Below are 15,728 nucleotides of genomic sequence, written 5' to 3' on the forward strand. Positions count from 1 at the left end.
TGAGAAGTCAGTGCATCGACGCTTCGTCCAATCCGAAGTGATCGCATATCGCCTCATGCAGCGAGATCGCGCGTTCGTCCATTTCGGTTGTCCAACGTTCGCCGTTCTCGCATAGCCGTTGCAGTTCGCGGCACTGCTGTGCGAATCGCTGCTCCTGCACCACCAGGAACCCGCCGGCCGCGCTATGCGCCCAGCCGCCCAAGGCTTCCCGGTCCTCTTCTTCGACGATCGCCAGCAGCCTTGGCAGATCGGTTTGAAGATGCTCCTTGAGCATGGTCATGTAACGCGACTTGTCGTCCGCGCCGAGCGTGTTCGCCGGGGCGGCTGGGGTGGCCGGGCCGGCCGCAGCCGGGACCGCGGCCGCCGGCGCAACTCTTGCTGATGCCGCCGCGTGCAGCGCCGCCGCCAACTCGTCCAGCGACGCCGGTTTCGCGACATACCCGCTAAAGCCTCGCTCGCGCCAGCCTGCCTCCTGCTGACTGTCGGTCACCGCGCTAAATGCCAGCACCGGCACGTCCGCGTGCGCTTCGCGCAATGCCGCCAGCAAGCCGTATCCATCCATGACCGGCATGTGAATATCGGTCAGCACCACTTCGAAATTCCCTTGCTCGAATGCTGCCAGCGCCTGGCGTCCGTCGCCGGCAATCGTCGGCAGGCAGCCCAGCGCGTCGAGTTGCTCGACGATCAGGGTCTGGATCAGCGGATTGTCTTCGGCGACCAGCACCGTCAAGCCCTGCAAGGCCGGATTGGCTTCGGAAAGCGGCAATGCGGCGGGAGCCGGCGGCAGCGCCGCCGTTACCTCGGCAGCCCCCGTGACGGCCATATCCACCGCAGCCAGAATCGCCTTGTGGCTGAACTCCGTCACTTCGAGCACGCCGTCGCCACGCGCTACCGGACGATGAGGTCCGGTGCGGGTGATCCACACCACGCCTGCCGGATGCGCCGCACGCAACGACGCAATCGCGTCGAGATCGTATTCGCCGGTGACCACCATCACGTCCGGCCGGTTCACACGCAACCATGCTTGTGCGCTCCGCATCGATCCGACCGTGTGAACCGCCCACCCTACCCGATGCAGGCCGCTGTCGATGATCTTCCCCGACTCGCGTTCCTGCGACACCACCAGCGCATTGCCCCGGTGAACCGGTTCGACGGCCGGCTCGCGCAACTCATCCGGAGGCGGTGCGAGCGGGATCGAAACGCTGAACGCGCTGCCGACACCCAGCACGCTCTCGACCGAAATATGGCCGCCCATCAGCTCGCACAGCCGCGCGCAGATCGACAAGCCAAGGCCGGTGCCGCCATAGCGGCTCGACGTGCTCGCTTCGCCCTGCTCGAACGGATTGAAAATGCGCGCCACCAGCGTCTGGTCCATGCCGATGCCCGAATCGCAGACCCGGCAGATCAAAATCGGGCGGCCCTGGAGGTCGTCCTTCACTTCCGCACTCAACGTGATCTTGCCGCACGACGTGAACTTGAACGCATTGCTCAGCAGGTTGTTGACGATCTGCGCAATGCGCGTGCGATCGCCGCGCAAAACCTGGTTGAGCGTCGGCGACAGATGCGAATAGAAACGAATCGCGCGCTCGCCTGTCATCGGCGCGTAGGAAAGCGCGATATTTTCCAGATCGTCGATTGGTCTGAACGACTCGCTCACGAGTTTCATCTCACCGGCGTCGATCTTCGAAAAGTCGAGAATATCGTTGACGATGCCGCGCAGCGCACCGGCGGCCACCTCCAGCGTGGCGAGCCGTTGCGTATGCGCTTCGAGACCCGGGGTCCGCGCGAACAGTTCGAGGTTGCCGAGCAGCGCGTTCAACGGCGTGCGGATTTCGTGGCTCATCGACGCGAAGAAATTCGAACGCGCCCGCATCATGCTCTCGGAGTGCTGCTGCGCGAGCCGTAGTTGCTGTTCAAGCGCCTGCTGCGCGGTCACGTCGAGTATCGCGCAGAACAGGACGTCCTCGCCGGCATAACGTGCGGCCGCGTAAGTGAATTGCAGAAACTGCGCGGGTGGCGCTTCGCTCTCGTCCGCCGGCACTGGTGCCTGTGGCTGCGCCTGCGGTTGCGGTTGCGGTTGCGGTTGCGATTGCGATTGCGATTGCGGTTGCGGTTGCGCTGGTGGCTGCGATAAATGCGCAGCGGGCGGCGAGGATCGCGCCGGCGCGACAAAAGCGGCGACCTTTGCAAACGCCATCACGGAAGGCTTATCCGGCGCCTGCGCCGAGAACTCGCCGACGATATGCGGCGGCAAGCGGTTGCTGCCCGGTTCGATATGCAGCAGCTCGCCGGCCAACGCATTGGCAGTCAGAATCGAAAAATCGCTTTGCCGAACGATGCATAAACCAATCGGCGTCGCGCTGACGAGAATGTGATTGATGGTTTCGCTTTCCAGCGCACGGGTGGTTTCGGCGTACGTCTTCTGTAACAGACGCAACCCCCACAGACGCGCGGTTAGCGCGATGGATCCCAGTACGAGAAGGGCAAGACCGGCAAGTGTCCCCAGTTGCCAGCGCAGCGCCCAGACTAACGCCCGCCACGGCAGAAAGCCTACCATTGAGCCGAATTCCGGCGTGAGCGGCTCGGCCAGCACAGCGCCGTCGCGCGTGTAGCGATAACCGTCGGAGGGCATGTCGACAACGATGTCCCGAAGCATTTGCAACGTGCCCGGATCGACCGGCGGCGAGGACACAATCACACGGCGATCCGGCCTCATGAGCAGCAGCGTCCCTTCGGCCGCCGGACGGCTGAAATAGTCCGGCAATCCGCTGACCGGGATATTCGTCGTGATGAGCGCGACCGGCGTGTCGCCGTCATAGTAGGCGCTCACGGCGGCGATCACCGGTATGCCCTGCAACGGTTCACGATAGGGGCCGAGCCAGATAAGCTCGCCTTTGCCTGGCACGCGCTTGCCGGTTTGAGCCTGCAACTGGCGCTCGATCGAGTCGCGCAGCGTGCCGATGGCTTCCGGTTGCGGCAACAGCGCATCGGTGCTGGATGCGGCGCCTGGCGCGTCGACTGCCGGAAGCATGACCGCGTAGTCTTCGTTCAGTCCGACCAGCATGGCACGCTGGCGCAACGCGAAGGCCTGCCCGGTCGCCAGCGTCGACTCCCCGGTCTGATACAGACGCGAAAGTTTCACATTCAACTGCGGCCCCCAGGCCGCCCGGGTCGCATCGCCGACCAGCAGATCGATGTGCGCGCCGCCCATTTCCACAAGGCTACGTGCCGCCCCCGTTTTCTCGACCGATTCCACCATGCCCTCGGGTAACGGCAACTTACCGTCGAACGTGTTGTAGTAGGCCAGGGTCAATTCCGCGCGCCGCAAGAAAGCCTGCTCGCGATGCAGCAGCGCGGTGATATCAGCGGCATTCTGCGTGGCAAAGGCGCGCCGGTAATCCAGTTGTTTGGCCGCGGCGAGAACCGCCAGCAGCAACGTGAAGATCACCACGATCAGCATCAACGACCCGATCGTCGCGAGATACAGGCGCTGTTGACGCTTCGCGCTTTGCGCGAGCGAAGCAAACGCGTGGGCCAGTGACTCCTGAGTCCGGTCGAGGATCTTCTGCATCGGGTCGCTTGAATAGCGGGTTCGCGCAGGCAGACCACTGCGGGTGTCGGGGGCGACGAAATGCGTCTGCAGGCCTTGTCCGGCGCAGTGTAACGCTTTTGAAGGGGCCGTGAAACGCATCTGGCACCCGTTTCGCCGACGACGCAGCGCGCATGAAGACAACCTTGCGATAACGGCACAGCGGGCGATAAACCTGAGTGGTTTACTGGGAAAACCCTCAAGCTCGCGTGGTTAATGCCGTTATTCCTTGCTTGGATGTAAGGACCGCGCGGTCGCGTGTCCGCCCCTGCAAGGAAAGCCATGCGCAACAATCAGCCCGTCACCGGGCAAGAGTACGAATTCCCTTCGTCACAGATGCTTGTTTCCGCGACCGATCTGACCGGCCGCATCCAGTATTGCAACCCGGCCTTCATCGCCGTCTCGGGCTACACGCGCGAAGAACTGATTGGCCAGCCGCACAATCTGATCCGCCATCCCGACATGCCACGCGAAGCCTTCGCCGACATGTGGGCGACGATCCGCGACGGCCGCCCGTGGACCGCGCTCGTCAAGAATCGCCGCAAGAACGGCGACCACTACTGGGTGCACGCGAACGTCACGCCAGTGGTCGAAAAAGGCACCGTGGTCGGCTATCTGAGCGTGCGTGTGAAACCAGAACGCGACGCGGTGCGCGCCGCCGAAGCGCTGTACACGCGCATCCGTACCGGTGCGTCGCGTGCGTTCAGGCTGCATCGCGGCGTGGTCGTGCGTACGGGTGTGCCCGGCCGTGTGCAATCGCTGATGCGCCTGCCGGTCGCGACGCGTGCGGCGGTCGGCTATGCGATCACGCCGCTGGCTTTGTTGCTGACCGGCCTCGCTGCATGGGGAGGCACGCCGCCCGCGCCGTTCTGGATGGCGTTCGGCGTCACAACCGCGTTCAGCCTGCTGTCATGGCGGATGCTGACACGGCAACTCGCGAGACCGATTCGCGACATGTCCGGTTTCGCAACCCGCCTCGCCGCCGGCGACCTGACCGCCGATCTGATGATCGCGCGTCACGACGATCTCGGCGACGTGCTGCAGGCGTTGAATCAGTTGAAGGCCAATCTTGCGGCGATCGTCTACGACGTGCGCGCGCAGATCACCGGCATGCTCGACAACGCGCGTGAAATCTCCAGCGGCAATGTCGACCTCGCGCGCCGTACCGAATTGCAGGCGGCGTCGCTCGAAGAAACGGCAGCCACCATGGAACAATTGACCACCACCGTGCAAGCCAACGCCGACGCCAGCGTGCGCGCGCTCGATCTGGCGAAAGACGCGCAAGCGGCGGCGGCCGTCGGCGGCAAGATCGCGGGTCAGGTCGAGCAGACCATGGCCGGTATCACGGCGGCATCGAAACGCATTGCGGACATCACCGGCGTGATCGACGGCATCGCGTTCCAGACCAACATTCTCGCGCTCAATGCCGCCGTCGAAGCGGCCCGCGCGGGCGAAGCGGGCCGCTCGTTCGCGGTCGTCGCGGGCGAAGTGCGGATGCTGGCGCAACGGTGCGCGGCGTCGTCGAAGGAAATCAAGACGGTCGTCGAGGCGAGCGCGACCGAAGTGGCGCTCGGCACGGAACTGGTTGCCCGCACCACCTCGCAGATGCGCGTGATCGACGAGGCTGTGAGCCGCGTGTCGTCGATCATTGTCGACGTGGCGAATGCGAGCAGCGAGCAGGCCGAGGGAATTCGCCAGGTCAACCAGGCGGTCTCGCATCTGGACGGCGCCACGCAGCAGAACGCCGCGCTGGTCGAACAGGCGGCCGCCACGGCGCAGCGTCTGGCGGAGCAGGCCGACGTGCTGGACGAAGCAGTGCGCCTGTTCACGGTCGCCGATGCAACGCCCGCGCCGCGTGCCGTGCAACCGGCGCCCGCGCACCATGCGGCGCTGCATGTGACACTTAAGCCGGCGCCCGGATTCAGGCACGACACGACGCACGCAATGACGCCCGAAGCCCGGCAGGAAGAAGCGGCTTTAATCTGACGGATCGGCGTTACTCCCACCTCGACAGCAAGGAATTGGCGCAGCACGATGAAGGCGTCAGCGCTCAGTTGGTTGTAAGGACACGCTGACCCGAGTAACAACGGCGTTTAGCAGCCCGTCCCTCCATGGACGGGCTTTTTTTTGCACGTTGTTTCCGGCGCGGCGCCGGTCCTAGCCGAAGCGCGCGTCAGCACCATGACAGCCACGGAGAAGGGTTGCACCGCAGCAGGGCATGAAAAATGAAGCCGGCGCAGCGGGGAGTCGCGTTAAACTGGCTGTTCACGATCGGGCGGCCCGCGATCGGGCGGCCGTCACGGTCCGCGTTGCCCAGCAGGCCTCGCCAGCTATTGGCCAGCGCGGCGCCCGGCAGGCAGATAGATGGAAGGGTGGATTCCCAGATGTGAGCGCGGCGCGACAGACGGCGCGCCAGCCTGCCTTTACAATGGTTCGATCAACAACGGAACAAGGACAAACTCGATGCGCACTACCGGGTCCTCCGGGTCAATGGCCCTGCTCACCGAATACGACGACGCAACGGCGCGCGAACTCCGCTCGCTGCGCCTCGAATCGACAGAAGACGGCAAAGGCATTCTTCTGATCGAGGTCGATGAGCGCAAGCCAGGCATTCACCGCGAAGTGCGCTACGAAATCACGCCTGCCGAACTGATTGCGGCCATTCGCGCGCACGGCGCGGAGTTGCCGGGCGAACAGCACAATCATCGCCCGTAAAGCTGTCGCGTTCGGCATTGCGCTTGTCACTTGCAATAAATGCCTCACGCGGCCTCTGCACCGTCAAGCCTGGGTTGTGTACTGCGGGGCGCCCTACGGGCGTCCGTAGCGCGTTATTCGCCGCTCGCTTGTGGCGTATGCTTTAATCATTTCAGCTTGTTCGATTTGCGCATTTAATCCGCATTTTTAATTCGCCAAGCCTGTTACGGCCCGGTTTTCAAGCGCCAGATAGCGGTCCGTTTGCCGAGCGTTTGCACGTCTTGAAAATGCGTCCATAATCTTTACATTCTCCCTTGCTTTTCCTACCAGCGCCGTGCTCGAAAGGGCTGCGGATGTAAGCCGATGCTACATGATCTCGTCGAGCAATATGGACCGGCGCTCGTCTTCGCGAACGTGCTGGCAGCCTCTCTCGGGCTGCCGGTGCCGGCGATGCCGTCGCTCGTGCTGTTCGGGGCGATGGCGGCCATGCACCCCGGCTCAGTAGGTACGCAGTTGATGCCGGTTCTCGTGTTGTCGATATTCGCCACGCTGATCGGCGACAGCGCCTGGTATCTCGCCGGCCGTTTGTACGGCGGCAACACGCTGAAAGCGATCTGCCGTCTTTCCCTGTCGCGCGACACCTGTGTAAAAAAGACCGAACGCTTCTTCGGCCGTTGGGGCGTGCGCGTGCTGACCGTGGCGAAGTTCGTGCCGGGTCTGTCGATCGTATCGATTCCGATGGCCGGCGCGATGGGCGCGCGCTACCGCACGTTTCTCACTTATGACGGTATCGGCGCGGCCTTGTGGTCGGGCACCGGTTTGATCATCGGCGCGTTGTTCGCCAAGCAGATCGACATGCTGTTCAGCATGGCCGGGCGGCTCGGCCGCACCGCCGCGCTGGTGGCCGTCGCGTTGCTGCTGCTGTATGCGGCCTACCGCTGGATCCGCCGGCGCCAACTGATCGCCAAGCTGGCGACCCAGCGAATGGAAGTCGACGAACTGGCGAAGCTGGTCGCGGCAGGCAAGACGCCGATCCTGTTCGACATCCGTTCGCAGGAAAAGCGCGCGCTCGACCCGTTCGTAATTCCCGGTTCGCAATTTGCCGACGAGCGGCAACTCGACGAGATCGTCGCGACGTACCCGCACGATCAAAAGGTGGTGATTTACTGTTCGTGCCCAAACGAAATATCCGCGGCATGGATGGCCAAACAGATGAACGAAGCCGGCTTCGCCGACGTGCTGCCGTTGCGCGGCGGCATGGAAGCCTGGCGCGATTCGGGCAGAGCGGTGGACGCGCTGCCCGGCATGCCACCGCCCGAGGTGGCGGTCGACGACGACATCGCGCCAAAGGCCGTGTAGCGCGGCAGCGCGTTCACATCGGCGCCCTCGCGCGCCCGCGCCGCTTCGCCCGTCGTGTCGATCAATCAGGATGAACACAGAAGGAGCGGTTCAATGCTGTCGACTCAAGAAGCAGAAGGGCAACAAGCCGTCGTCGCCGACGCGCCGTTTTCGTCGCTCTCGACGCGCATGCATCAGATGTTCCCCGAACTGACTTGCGCGGAAATCGACCGTCTGCGCCGGTTCGGCGAAGTGGGTCACTGGGAAGCCGGTGAGCTGCTGTTCGAAACCGGCCATACCGGTCCCGGCATGTTCGTGGTGTTGAAAGGACACGTCAAAATCTATCAGCGCGACGGCATTGGGCGCGAGGTCGTGATTGCGGAACACGGCGCGGGGCACTTTCTCGCTGAAGTCGGTCAACTGTCCGGGCGGCCTGCGCTTGTGAACGGCATGGCCGTCGACGCGGTCGACGCGTTGCTGATTCCTCCGGTCAAGCTGCGCGCGCTGATTGTCGCCGAGGCCGAACTCGGCGAGCGCATCATGCGCGCGCTGATCCTGCGACGTGTATCGCTGATCGAAAAAGGTGCGGGCGGTCCGATCCTGATCGGCAATAGCCGGGACTCGAGGCTTGTGATGTTGCAAGGCTTCCTGTCGCGCAACGGTCACCCTCACTCGGTCATCGACGAACGCGACGAAGACGCGCTGCGTCTGATCGAGCAATTCGCCGCGCAACAGGAAGACATGCCGCTGGTGATCTGCCCGGACGGCTCGGTGCTGCGTCACCCCAGCATGCCGGAACTCGCCACCTGCCTCGGCTTGCTGCCCGATCTCGACGATTCGCATGTGTACGACGTCGCGATCGTCGGCGCGGGGCCGGCGGGCCTTGCCACGGCCGTGTACGCGGCCTCCGAAGGCCTCTCGGTCATCGTGCTCGACAGCCGCGCCCCGGGCGGCCAGGCCGGCGCCAGCTCTCGGATCGAAAACTATCTCGGCTTTCCGACCGGCATTTCCGGCCAGGCGCTGGCCGGCCGCGCCTTCGTGCAGGCGCAGAAATTCGGCGCGCACGTCGCGATTCCGGTCCACGTAAAAGCGCTGCATTGCGGAGAGTCGCCTTACCGGCTGGAGCTCAAGTGCGGCGGCCAGATCACCTCCCGCACGATTGTGATCGCGAGTGGCGCGGTCTATCGGCGGCCGGCGCTGGAAGGGCTCGACCGCTTCGATGGGCGCGGCGTCTATTATTGGGCGTCGCCGGTCGAGGCCAAGCTGTGCAAGCGCCAGGAGATCGTACTGGTGGGTGGCGGCAACTCGGCGGGCCAGGCGATCGTCTATCTGGCTACACACGCGGCCAAGGTTCACGTGCTGATCCGCCGCAGCGGCTTTGAAGCCACTATGTCGCGCTATCTGATCGACCGGATCCGCTCTCTTCCGAATGTATTCGTGCACCCGAACTCGGAAATTGGCCGGCTTGAAGCGGACGAAATCGGCCTCGCGTCCGTCGTCCTGAAGAAGCCGCTGCCTGACGGCACCGAAAGCTTCGATACGCGGCATCTGTTCCTTTTCACCGGCGCGGATCCGAATACCGACTGGCTGCGCACCTGCGGCGTGGCACTGGACGACAAGGGCTTCGTGCTAACCGGCACCAGCGTGGACGGTGCATCCGTGTGCGATCTCGCGACTACCGTCGATGGCGTCTATGCGATCGGCGACGCGCGCGCCGGCTCGACGAAACGCGTCGCGGCGGCGGTCGGCGAAGGCGCGGCGGTTGTCGCGCAGATCCATCAACTGCTGGCCGTGTCCGCGGGAGAAGCGGTCGCATTGGGGGCTTGAGTCCGCCTCGCTGGAATACGCGCAGACCCGGCGGGCCGCCTTGGGCGGGCCGCCGGGTAATCTGCTGTTACACACGCCTTCAACTGGTTGCACCTGCTTTGCTTTCTGTTCCGTAAGATCGTCGTCAGCTATTCGACAGTGAATGGCTGACTCTTTCGGAACAGGAGACAAGCATGATCCAACGCGCGATCGTTTTCGCCGCCTTCGGCCTTGCCGCCGCCTGCGTATCGACCTCCGCCCTGGCGCGGGTGGACGTCGGCGTGTTCGTCAACACGCCGGGCCCCGTGTACGCCCAGCCGCCCGTGGTTTATGCACCCCCACCTGTGTATGCGCCGCCGCCGGTGATTTATGCGCCGGCGCGGCCGGCGTACGGCTATGGGTATCGGGGCGATTACTACCGCGGGTATCGTGGGCACCATGACCATGGCCGCCACCGCGGCTGGGATCGGCACCATCGGTGAGACCAGCCATGTCCGGTCGGCCGCGTTGCCTTGCATCGCGCCATGCGCCGGTCGTGCCGCACGCCGATCCGTCTTCCGTAATCGCGCTACAGTAGCGGCTGCTGATCCTGGCCGGACCTCGCGTCCACTCCCATCGCCGTCACGGGTGGCCCTCACTCGTGACTCAACAAGTCCGTAATTCAGGCCGTGACCGACGCTCGCGTGAAGACTCTTCCTCTATCCGCCGCGCGCACCCTGCATCTGGCCGCGCAAGGTTTGCTGACACCGCCGCGCCGCAAAGCCGTCAAGGCTGACGTGCTCGACGCCATCCGCCGCATGGCGCAATTGCAGATCGACACGATTCACGTGGTCGCGCGCAGTCCGTATCTCGTGCTGTTCAGCCGGCTCGGCGCGTATCCGCAGCAATGGCTCGACGAACATCTCGCCGAAGGCAACCTGTTCGAATACTGGTCGCATGAAGCCTGTTTCGTGCCGACCGAAGACTACGGCCTGCTGCGTCACCGCATGCTCGACCCGAGCGACATGGGCTGGAAGTACGCCGCCGAGTGGCACAAGAAGCATCGCAAGGACATCGATAAGCTGCTGACGCATATTCGTGCGACGGGCCCGGTGCGGTCAGCGGACTTCGTCCGCGAGGCAGGCAAAGGCAACGGCTGGTGGGACTGGAAGCCGGAGAAACGCCATCTGGAAGTGCTGTTCGCGATTGGGCAGCTGATGGTGGCCGAGCGGCGCAATTTTCATCGCGTCTACGATCTGACCGAACGCGTATTACCGGATTGGGACGACGCGCGCGATCTGCCGCCGCGAGAAACCGTCACTGCACAAACGTTACGCCGTACCTGCCGCGCGCTCGGCGTCGTGCGTGCCGATTGGGTCGCGGATTATTACCGGCTGCCGCGCCGCCCCTATCGCGACGAACTGCGAGCACTCGCCGACCAGGGAGAGTTGATTCCGGTGCAAGTGGAGGGCTGGAAGCAGGACACCTTCGTCCATCATGAATTCGCGCCGATGATCGACGACGCGGCGACCGGCAGGCTCGCGTCAACCGTCACCACGGTGCTGTCACCGTTCGATCCGGTGGTATGGGACCGCAAGCGCGCCGCCGCGCTCTTCGACTTCGACTATGCGATCGAATGCTACACACCGGCGGCAAAGCGCAAATACGGCTACTTCGTGTTGCCGCTTTTGAGCCGGGGGCGCCTGGTCGGCCGCATGGATGCGAAAGCGCATCGGACCCACGGCGTGTTCGAACTGAAATCGCTGCACATCGAACCCGGCGTGCGATTCAGCGCGAGGCTTGCGGGCGATCTGCGCCGGGCTCTGCAACGCTGTGCGGACTGGCACGGCACACCGCAACTGGAAATCGCCTCGGCGCCGCCGGAATGGCTTGACGCGTTAAGCGCGTACAGCAGGATGGACGCGTAATCGCGCGACACTCGCGCTCGACCATCCGCGGTCTTAATGCAGCGCCGCCCACGCGAGTGACAACGAAAACACGCCGAGCACGATCGACGCGCCACGCTGCATCTTTACCGGATTCAGCCAAGTGAGTTTGCCGCTGCCGAGCGCCGCACCGAACGCGATCCATACAAATGCGATCGGCACCAGCAGGCAGGCGAACATCAGCATCGCCACGGCATACGCGGGAACCTGCGCGAACGCGATGGCCGGAAAGATCGTGCCCGCGAACAACAGGCCTTTCGGGTTGAGTAGCGTCGCCACGAACAGCGTGCGCATCCCGCTCGCCCGCTGAGTCGAGTCAGGCAACGCCACCGCCGCGCGCCACATATCGACCGCGAGATACGCTATGTACACGCCGGCCGCCACACGTAGCAGCGACGGCAACCACGGCAACGCGCGCGCGGCTTGCGCGAGAAAATGTCCCCACACTGAAATCGACAGGAGATAGCCGGCCAGTTCGGCAGCGATCAGCGGCAACGAGCGCTGTATGCCCTGGCGCAACCCGCCCGCAGCGAGCAGCGTATTGGTTGGGCCCGGCGTAACCAGTACGACGATAATGCCGAGCGCCAGCAACGCGATTTCAGACGAGGAAAGCATAAAAAAGGCGCAATGTTATAAACAATGCGCCTTTTTATCACAGAGTGGAGCGCCGCCGACATGACGCGGCGCCTGCGATCCGAATCACACCGCCTTCAGCGTTCCAGCTTGGCGCGCAATTCGCGGGCGGCTTCCAGCAGCCCCTGATAACCCGAACGTGCGTGCTCCGGCAGGTCGGGATCGCCGACGAACGCGCCGAGCGTTTCGATCAGGCTATACAGAATGCCCTTCGCGGCACCCGAAGCAATGCTGCCTGACGACACCTGCTGATCCACGTGACTGAGCGCCGCATCGAGGTGTTCCAGATCGGGCCGGTCGCCCGGGGGAGGCTGAGGCGTTACGTCTTGCGTCATGATGAAACATCTCTCCGTTTAATGCATCGGTAAACAAAACCATCCTTTCACGTTGTTATATACCGATCGTGCCCCGCCGTCCATTCGTGATCGGACCCAGTACGATTCACATCAGCGATTCTTCGCGGCACGAACTTTATCTGCTCTTGACCCTCACGCGATAAGCACAGCGACGCGCGCCCAAAAGCACATGCTCCTCGCGCTCGATCGCACCATCCTCACCGACGATCTCCGCGAACAGTTGCAACTCCGAGCGGCAAAAACCCTGGCAGGTGCGCGCCGCCGCGCAGATCGGACAGTGGTTCTCGAGCAGCAGCCAGTCGCGCCCGTCTTTTTGCAATTCGGCCATATAGCCGTCGGCGCTGCGCAACTCCGCGAGCCGGGTGAGCCGCGCCTTGAGACTCTTGATCGGCTTGAGCGCGGCGAGATAGTTCGCGCGCGTTTCCATTGCGCGCTGATCGATCAGTTTGTCGAGCCCGTCTTCGCCGAATAACTGGCGAATCGAACCGAGCAATTGCACAGTCAATTGCGAATGCGTGTCCGGAAAGCGCGCGTTGCCCGCTTCCGTCAAACCCCAGCTTTGACTCGGCCGCCCCGGCCCCGCCTGCGACGCCTGGCGCCCTTCGATCAGGCCTTGCGCCAGCAGCTTCTGAATCTGCTGCCGCGCAGCCTCGACGGTAATGCCGAGTTCGCTCGCAATCGATGCCGTCGACAAAGGCCCCTGCGTCTTCAACAGATTCAGGATGCGATCCACCGGCGCAGACGTTGACACGGCCTGCGCGCCGACCGTCGAATTTTCCAAGCTTTCATTTGCATATCTCATCGGGGCACATTATTATCCAAGTCAATACTTGCATAATAAGCCAGCCACACACGGCTGTCCATGATATGAAAAATCTTCAATCGGATGTGCCGGCCTGGGGCGATCTGCTCAGCGGCAGTAACGGCTGGAAGGCACTGGGTCTCGCCGGCGGCGTCGCGCTGCATGCCACCAATGTGTATGTGGCGACCACGATCCTGCCTTCGGTCGTGCATGACATCGGCGGGCTCGAACTGTACGCGTGGAACACCACGCTGTTCGTGGTCGCGTCGATTCTCGGCTCGGTGTTGTCGGTGCGCCTGCTCGCGGTGCTCGGCGCACGCTCCGCGTACTTTTGCGCGCTGGCGGTATTCGCGTTGGGCACTGTGGTGTGCGCGATTGCACCGTCAATGCCCTGGATGCTCGCCGGCCGCACGCTGCAAGGTCTCGGCGGCGGCATTCTGCTCGCCCTCAGTTATGCGCTGATTCGCGTGGTGTTCGAAGAGCGCCTGTGGCCGCGAGCAATGGGGTTGGTCTCAGGCATGTGGGGCGTGGCGACCTTGTGCGGTCCGGCGGTCGGCGGCATCTTCGCGCAGCTCGGCGATTGGCGCCTGGCATTCTGGGTATTGCTGCCGGTTGTGCTGCTGCTCGCCGTGATCGTGCATCGCGAGGTCGACGACAAACGCGCGCATGGCGACGCGGCGGCGCAGCCGATTCCGTTGCTGAAGGTCAGCCTGCTCGGCGCTTCGGTTCTGGTGATTTCCCTCGCCGCCCTGACCGAAGACATGCGTTGGAACGCGCTCGGCGTCATCGCCGGCCTAGGGCTCGTGTGGCTGCTCGCCAGACTCGAACGCAGCGGCGCCGCTCTGCGTCTGCTGCCGAGCGGCTCGTTCTCGATCCGCACGCGAATCGGCAGCATCTACGCCTGCATGAGTCTGCTCGGTATCGGCGTGACCAGTGAAATCTTCGTGCCGTATTTCCTGCAGACGATCCACGGACGTTCGCCGCTGGCCGCCGGTTATCTGACAGCGTTGATGGCGGCCGGCTGGTCGATCGGTTCGATGTTCAGCGCGGGCCGCTCCGCCACCGCCGCGCAGCGCCTGAGCCGCGCCGGTCCGCTGGTCGCGGCACTCGGACTCGCCGCCCTCGCGTGGCTGATGCCGATCGCCGGGTTGTTCGACGGCTCGGCTGGCACGCTCGCCTTGTGCGCGGCGCTCATGAGCGTCGGGCTGGGTGTCGGGATCGGCTGGCCGCATCTGCTCACCCGGGTATTTACCGCCGCGCAGCCAGGCGAAGAGAACCTCGCGTCACTCTCGATCACCACCATTCAACTGTTCGCGATGGCGTTCGGCTCGGCGCTCGCGGGCCTCGTCGCAAATGGCGCCGGTCTGACGACCCTCGCCCCGCTGCCTGGTGCGCAACACACCGCGCTCTGGCTGTTCGCGACGTTCGCGTTCGCGCCTCTGCTCGCTGCCGGGCTGGTCCGCCAACGCCCGCAAGCGCGCCTTACCGGAGAAGCATCGTGATAGATCGAGTCCAGGCCATGCGGATCTTCGTGCGCATCGTCGACGCCAGCAGTTTCACGCGCGCCGCCGAATCCCTCGAAATTCCGCGCGCCACCGCGACAACCACCGTGCAGGCGCTCGAGTCCCTGCTCGGCGTGCAATTGCTGGTACGCACGACGCGCAAGGTCACGGTGACCGCGGAAGGCGCCGCGTACTACGAACGCTGCGCGCAGATTCTCGCCGCGATTGAAGAAGTCGAATCGGGCCTGTTCAACCGTCCGGAGAATTTGCGCGGCCGCTTGCGCGTGGCGATGCCGGGGATGATCGCCGCGTCGATCGTGGTGCCCGCGCTGGCCTCGTTCCGTGCGCTGCATCCGCATGTCGAGCTGGCGCTCAGTGTGATTCAGCGTACCCTCGACCCCGTCAGCGAAAGCGTGGATTGCAGCATCGAACTGGGGGAGTTGCCCGACTCCCGACTGCTCGCGCGCCGCCTCGGGTTGCTCGAACGCGTAACCTGCGCGAGCCCGGCCTATCTGGCGCGCTTCGGCCAGCCGAGGCATCTCGACGACCTCTCGGGTCACGTCGCGGTGAACTGGCTGTCGACGCAAACCGGGCGGCGTGTGGATTTCGAGTTCAGCGTGGCAAGGCGGCCGAGCAAGGTGAAGGTCGACAGCTTCATTCATGTGAACGATGAACACACCTATCTCGCATGCGGTCTTGAAGGCCTGGGGCTGATTCAACCCGGGCGCGCCACCGTCGCGCCGTATCTGGCATCCGGACAGTTGCTCGAGGTCTTGCCGAAGTGCAAGCCCACAGCAATTCCCATCTCTGTGACGTATGTGAAAAGCCGGCAGATTTCGCCGCGCGTGCGGGCGTTTGTCGACTGGCTCGCCGAGATTTTTGAAAATGCGCCGGGGACGGTCAAGGCATCGCCACCGCTAGCCGAACCGCCGTTCTGGCCCGTACTCGATGCGCAGCAGGGGTGTTACGACGTCGATACGGCATCGCGTTAGGGCGCATTGGCGGCATAAGCAGCACCGGCAATGCTCGCCTCAACGCGCCTGCGCGACCTTCGCACCGCCGGTTTGGGGCGGCTCAACCCAT

12 protein-coding genes are annotated in these 15,728 nt (G+C 64.0%); 8 read left to right on the forward strand and 4 right to left on the reverse strand.

The genetic code is table 11. The features are described from left to right. Positions 1-7: 7 nt before the first annotated feature. A complete protein-coding gene (locus HWX91_RS01220; protein ID WP_028196042.1) occupies positions 8-3,571 on the reverse strand; it encodes an ATP-binding protein in 3,564 nt (1,187 codons plus the stop codon). A gap of 300 nt (positions 3,572-3,871) precedes the next feature. On the opposite strand from HWX91_RS01220, the gene HWX91_RS01225 reads away from it, so the two are divergent. The 6 genes from HWX91_RS01225 to HWX91_RS01250 all read left to right on the forward strand — a co-directional run bounded on the left by HWX91_RS01225 (position 3,872) and on the right by HWX91_RS01250 (position 11,334). Next, positions 3,872-5,575: a methyl-accepting chemotaxis protein gene (locus HWX91_RS01225; RefSeq protein WP_028196041.1), complete on the forward strand. Its 1,704-nt coding sequence runs from the start codon at positions 3,872-3,874 to the stop codon at positions 5,573-5,575. 477 nt (positions 5,576-6,052) lie between these two features. After that, complete coding sequence (locus HWX91_RS01230; RefSeq protein ID WP_028196040.1) at positions 6,053-6,304, forward strand: hypothetical protein; 252 nt, start codon at positions 6,053-6,055, stop codon at positions 6,302-6,304. A 342-nt stretch (positions 6,305-6,646) separates the two neighbouring features. Further along, positions 6,647-7,642, forward strand: a complete 996-nt coding sequence (locus HWX91_RS01235) for a DedA family protein/thiosulfate sulfurtransferase GlpE (protein WP_028196039.1) — start codon at positions 6,647-6,649, stop codon at positions 7,640-7,642. 93 nt (positions 7,643-7,735) lie between these two features. After that, the gene (locus tag HWX91_RS01240; RefSeq protein WP_028196038.1) at positions 7,736-9,448 is read left to right on the forward strand and encodes an FAD-dependent oxidoreductase; all 1,713 of its coding nucleotides are present in this window, start codon (positions 7,736-7,738) and stop codon (positions 9,446-9,448) included. 173 nt (positions 9,449-9,621) lie between these two features. Continuing rightward, the gene (locus HWX91_RS01245) at positions 9,622-9,909 is read left to right on the forward strand and encodes a hypothetical protein (protein ID WP_028196037.1); all 288 of its coding nucleotides are present in this window, start codon (positions 9,622-9,624) and stop codon (positions 9,907-9,909) included. A 201-nt stretch (positions 9,910-10,110) separates the two neighbouring features. Next, a complete protein-coding gene (locus HWX91_RS01250) occupies positions 10,111-11,334 on the forward strand; it encodes a winged helix-turn-helix domain-containing protein (protein ID WP_028196036.1) in 1,224 nt (407 codons plus the stop codon). A gap of 33 nt (positions 11,335-11,367) precedes the next feature. Here HWX91_RS01250 and HWX91_RS01255 read toward each other — a convergent pair whose 3' ends face one another. The 3 genes from HWX91_RS01255 to HWX91_RS01265 all read right to left on the reverse strand — a co-directional run bounded on the left by HWX91_RS01255 (position 11,368) and on the right by HWX91_RS01265 (position 13,143). After that, on the reverse strand, positions 11,368-11,967 hold the full coding sequence (locus HWX91_RS01255) for a LysE family translocator (protein ID WP_028196035.1): 600 nt from the start codon (positions 11,965-11,967) through the stop codon (positions 11,368-11,370). A 95-nt stretch (positions 11,968-12,062) separates the two neighbouring features. Then, on the reverse strand, positions 12,063-12,320 hold the full coding sequence (locus tag HWX91_RS01260; RefSeq protein WP_028196034.1) for a hypothetical protein: 258 nt from the start codon (positions 12,318-12,320) through the stop codon (positions 12,063-12,065). Between the two features lie 136 nt (positions 12,321-12,456). Then, on the reverse strand, positions 12,457-13,143 hold the full coding sequence (locus HWX91_RS01265; protein WP_028196033.1) for a helix-turn-helix transcriptional regulator: 687 nt from the start codon (positions 13,141-13,143) through the stop codon (positions 12,457-12,459). Positions 13,144-13,208: 65 nt separating this feature from the next. Between HWX91_RS01265 and HWX91_RS01270 the strand changes: the two genes are divergently transcribed. Both HWX91_RS01270 and HWX91_RS01275 read left to right on the forward strand, forming a co-directional pair. After that, positions 13,209-14,645 (forward strand): MFS transporter, encoded by a 1,437-nt coding sequence (locus tag HWX91_RS01270; RefSeq protein WP_028196032.1) that lies wholly within the window; start codon positions 13,209-13,211, stop codon positions 14,643-14,645. After that, a complete protein-coding gene (locus HWX91_RS01275) occupies positions 14,642-15,637 on the forward strand; it encodes a LysR family transcriptional regulator (protein ID WP_081833023.1) in 996 nt (331 codons plus the stop codon). The genes HWX91_RS01270 and HWX91_RS01275 overlap by 4 nt, the downstream gene beginning before the upstream one ends. Positions 15,638-15,728: the final 91 nt, after the last annotated feature.

The sequence above is a fragment of the Paraburkholderia fungorum genome (assembly GCF_902833645.1).
GTDB classification, from domain to species: domain Bacteria; phylum Pseudomonadota; class Gammaproteobacteria; order Burkholderiales; family Burkholderiaceae; genus Paraburkholderia; species Paraburkholderia fungorum.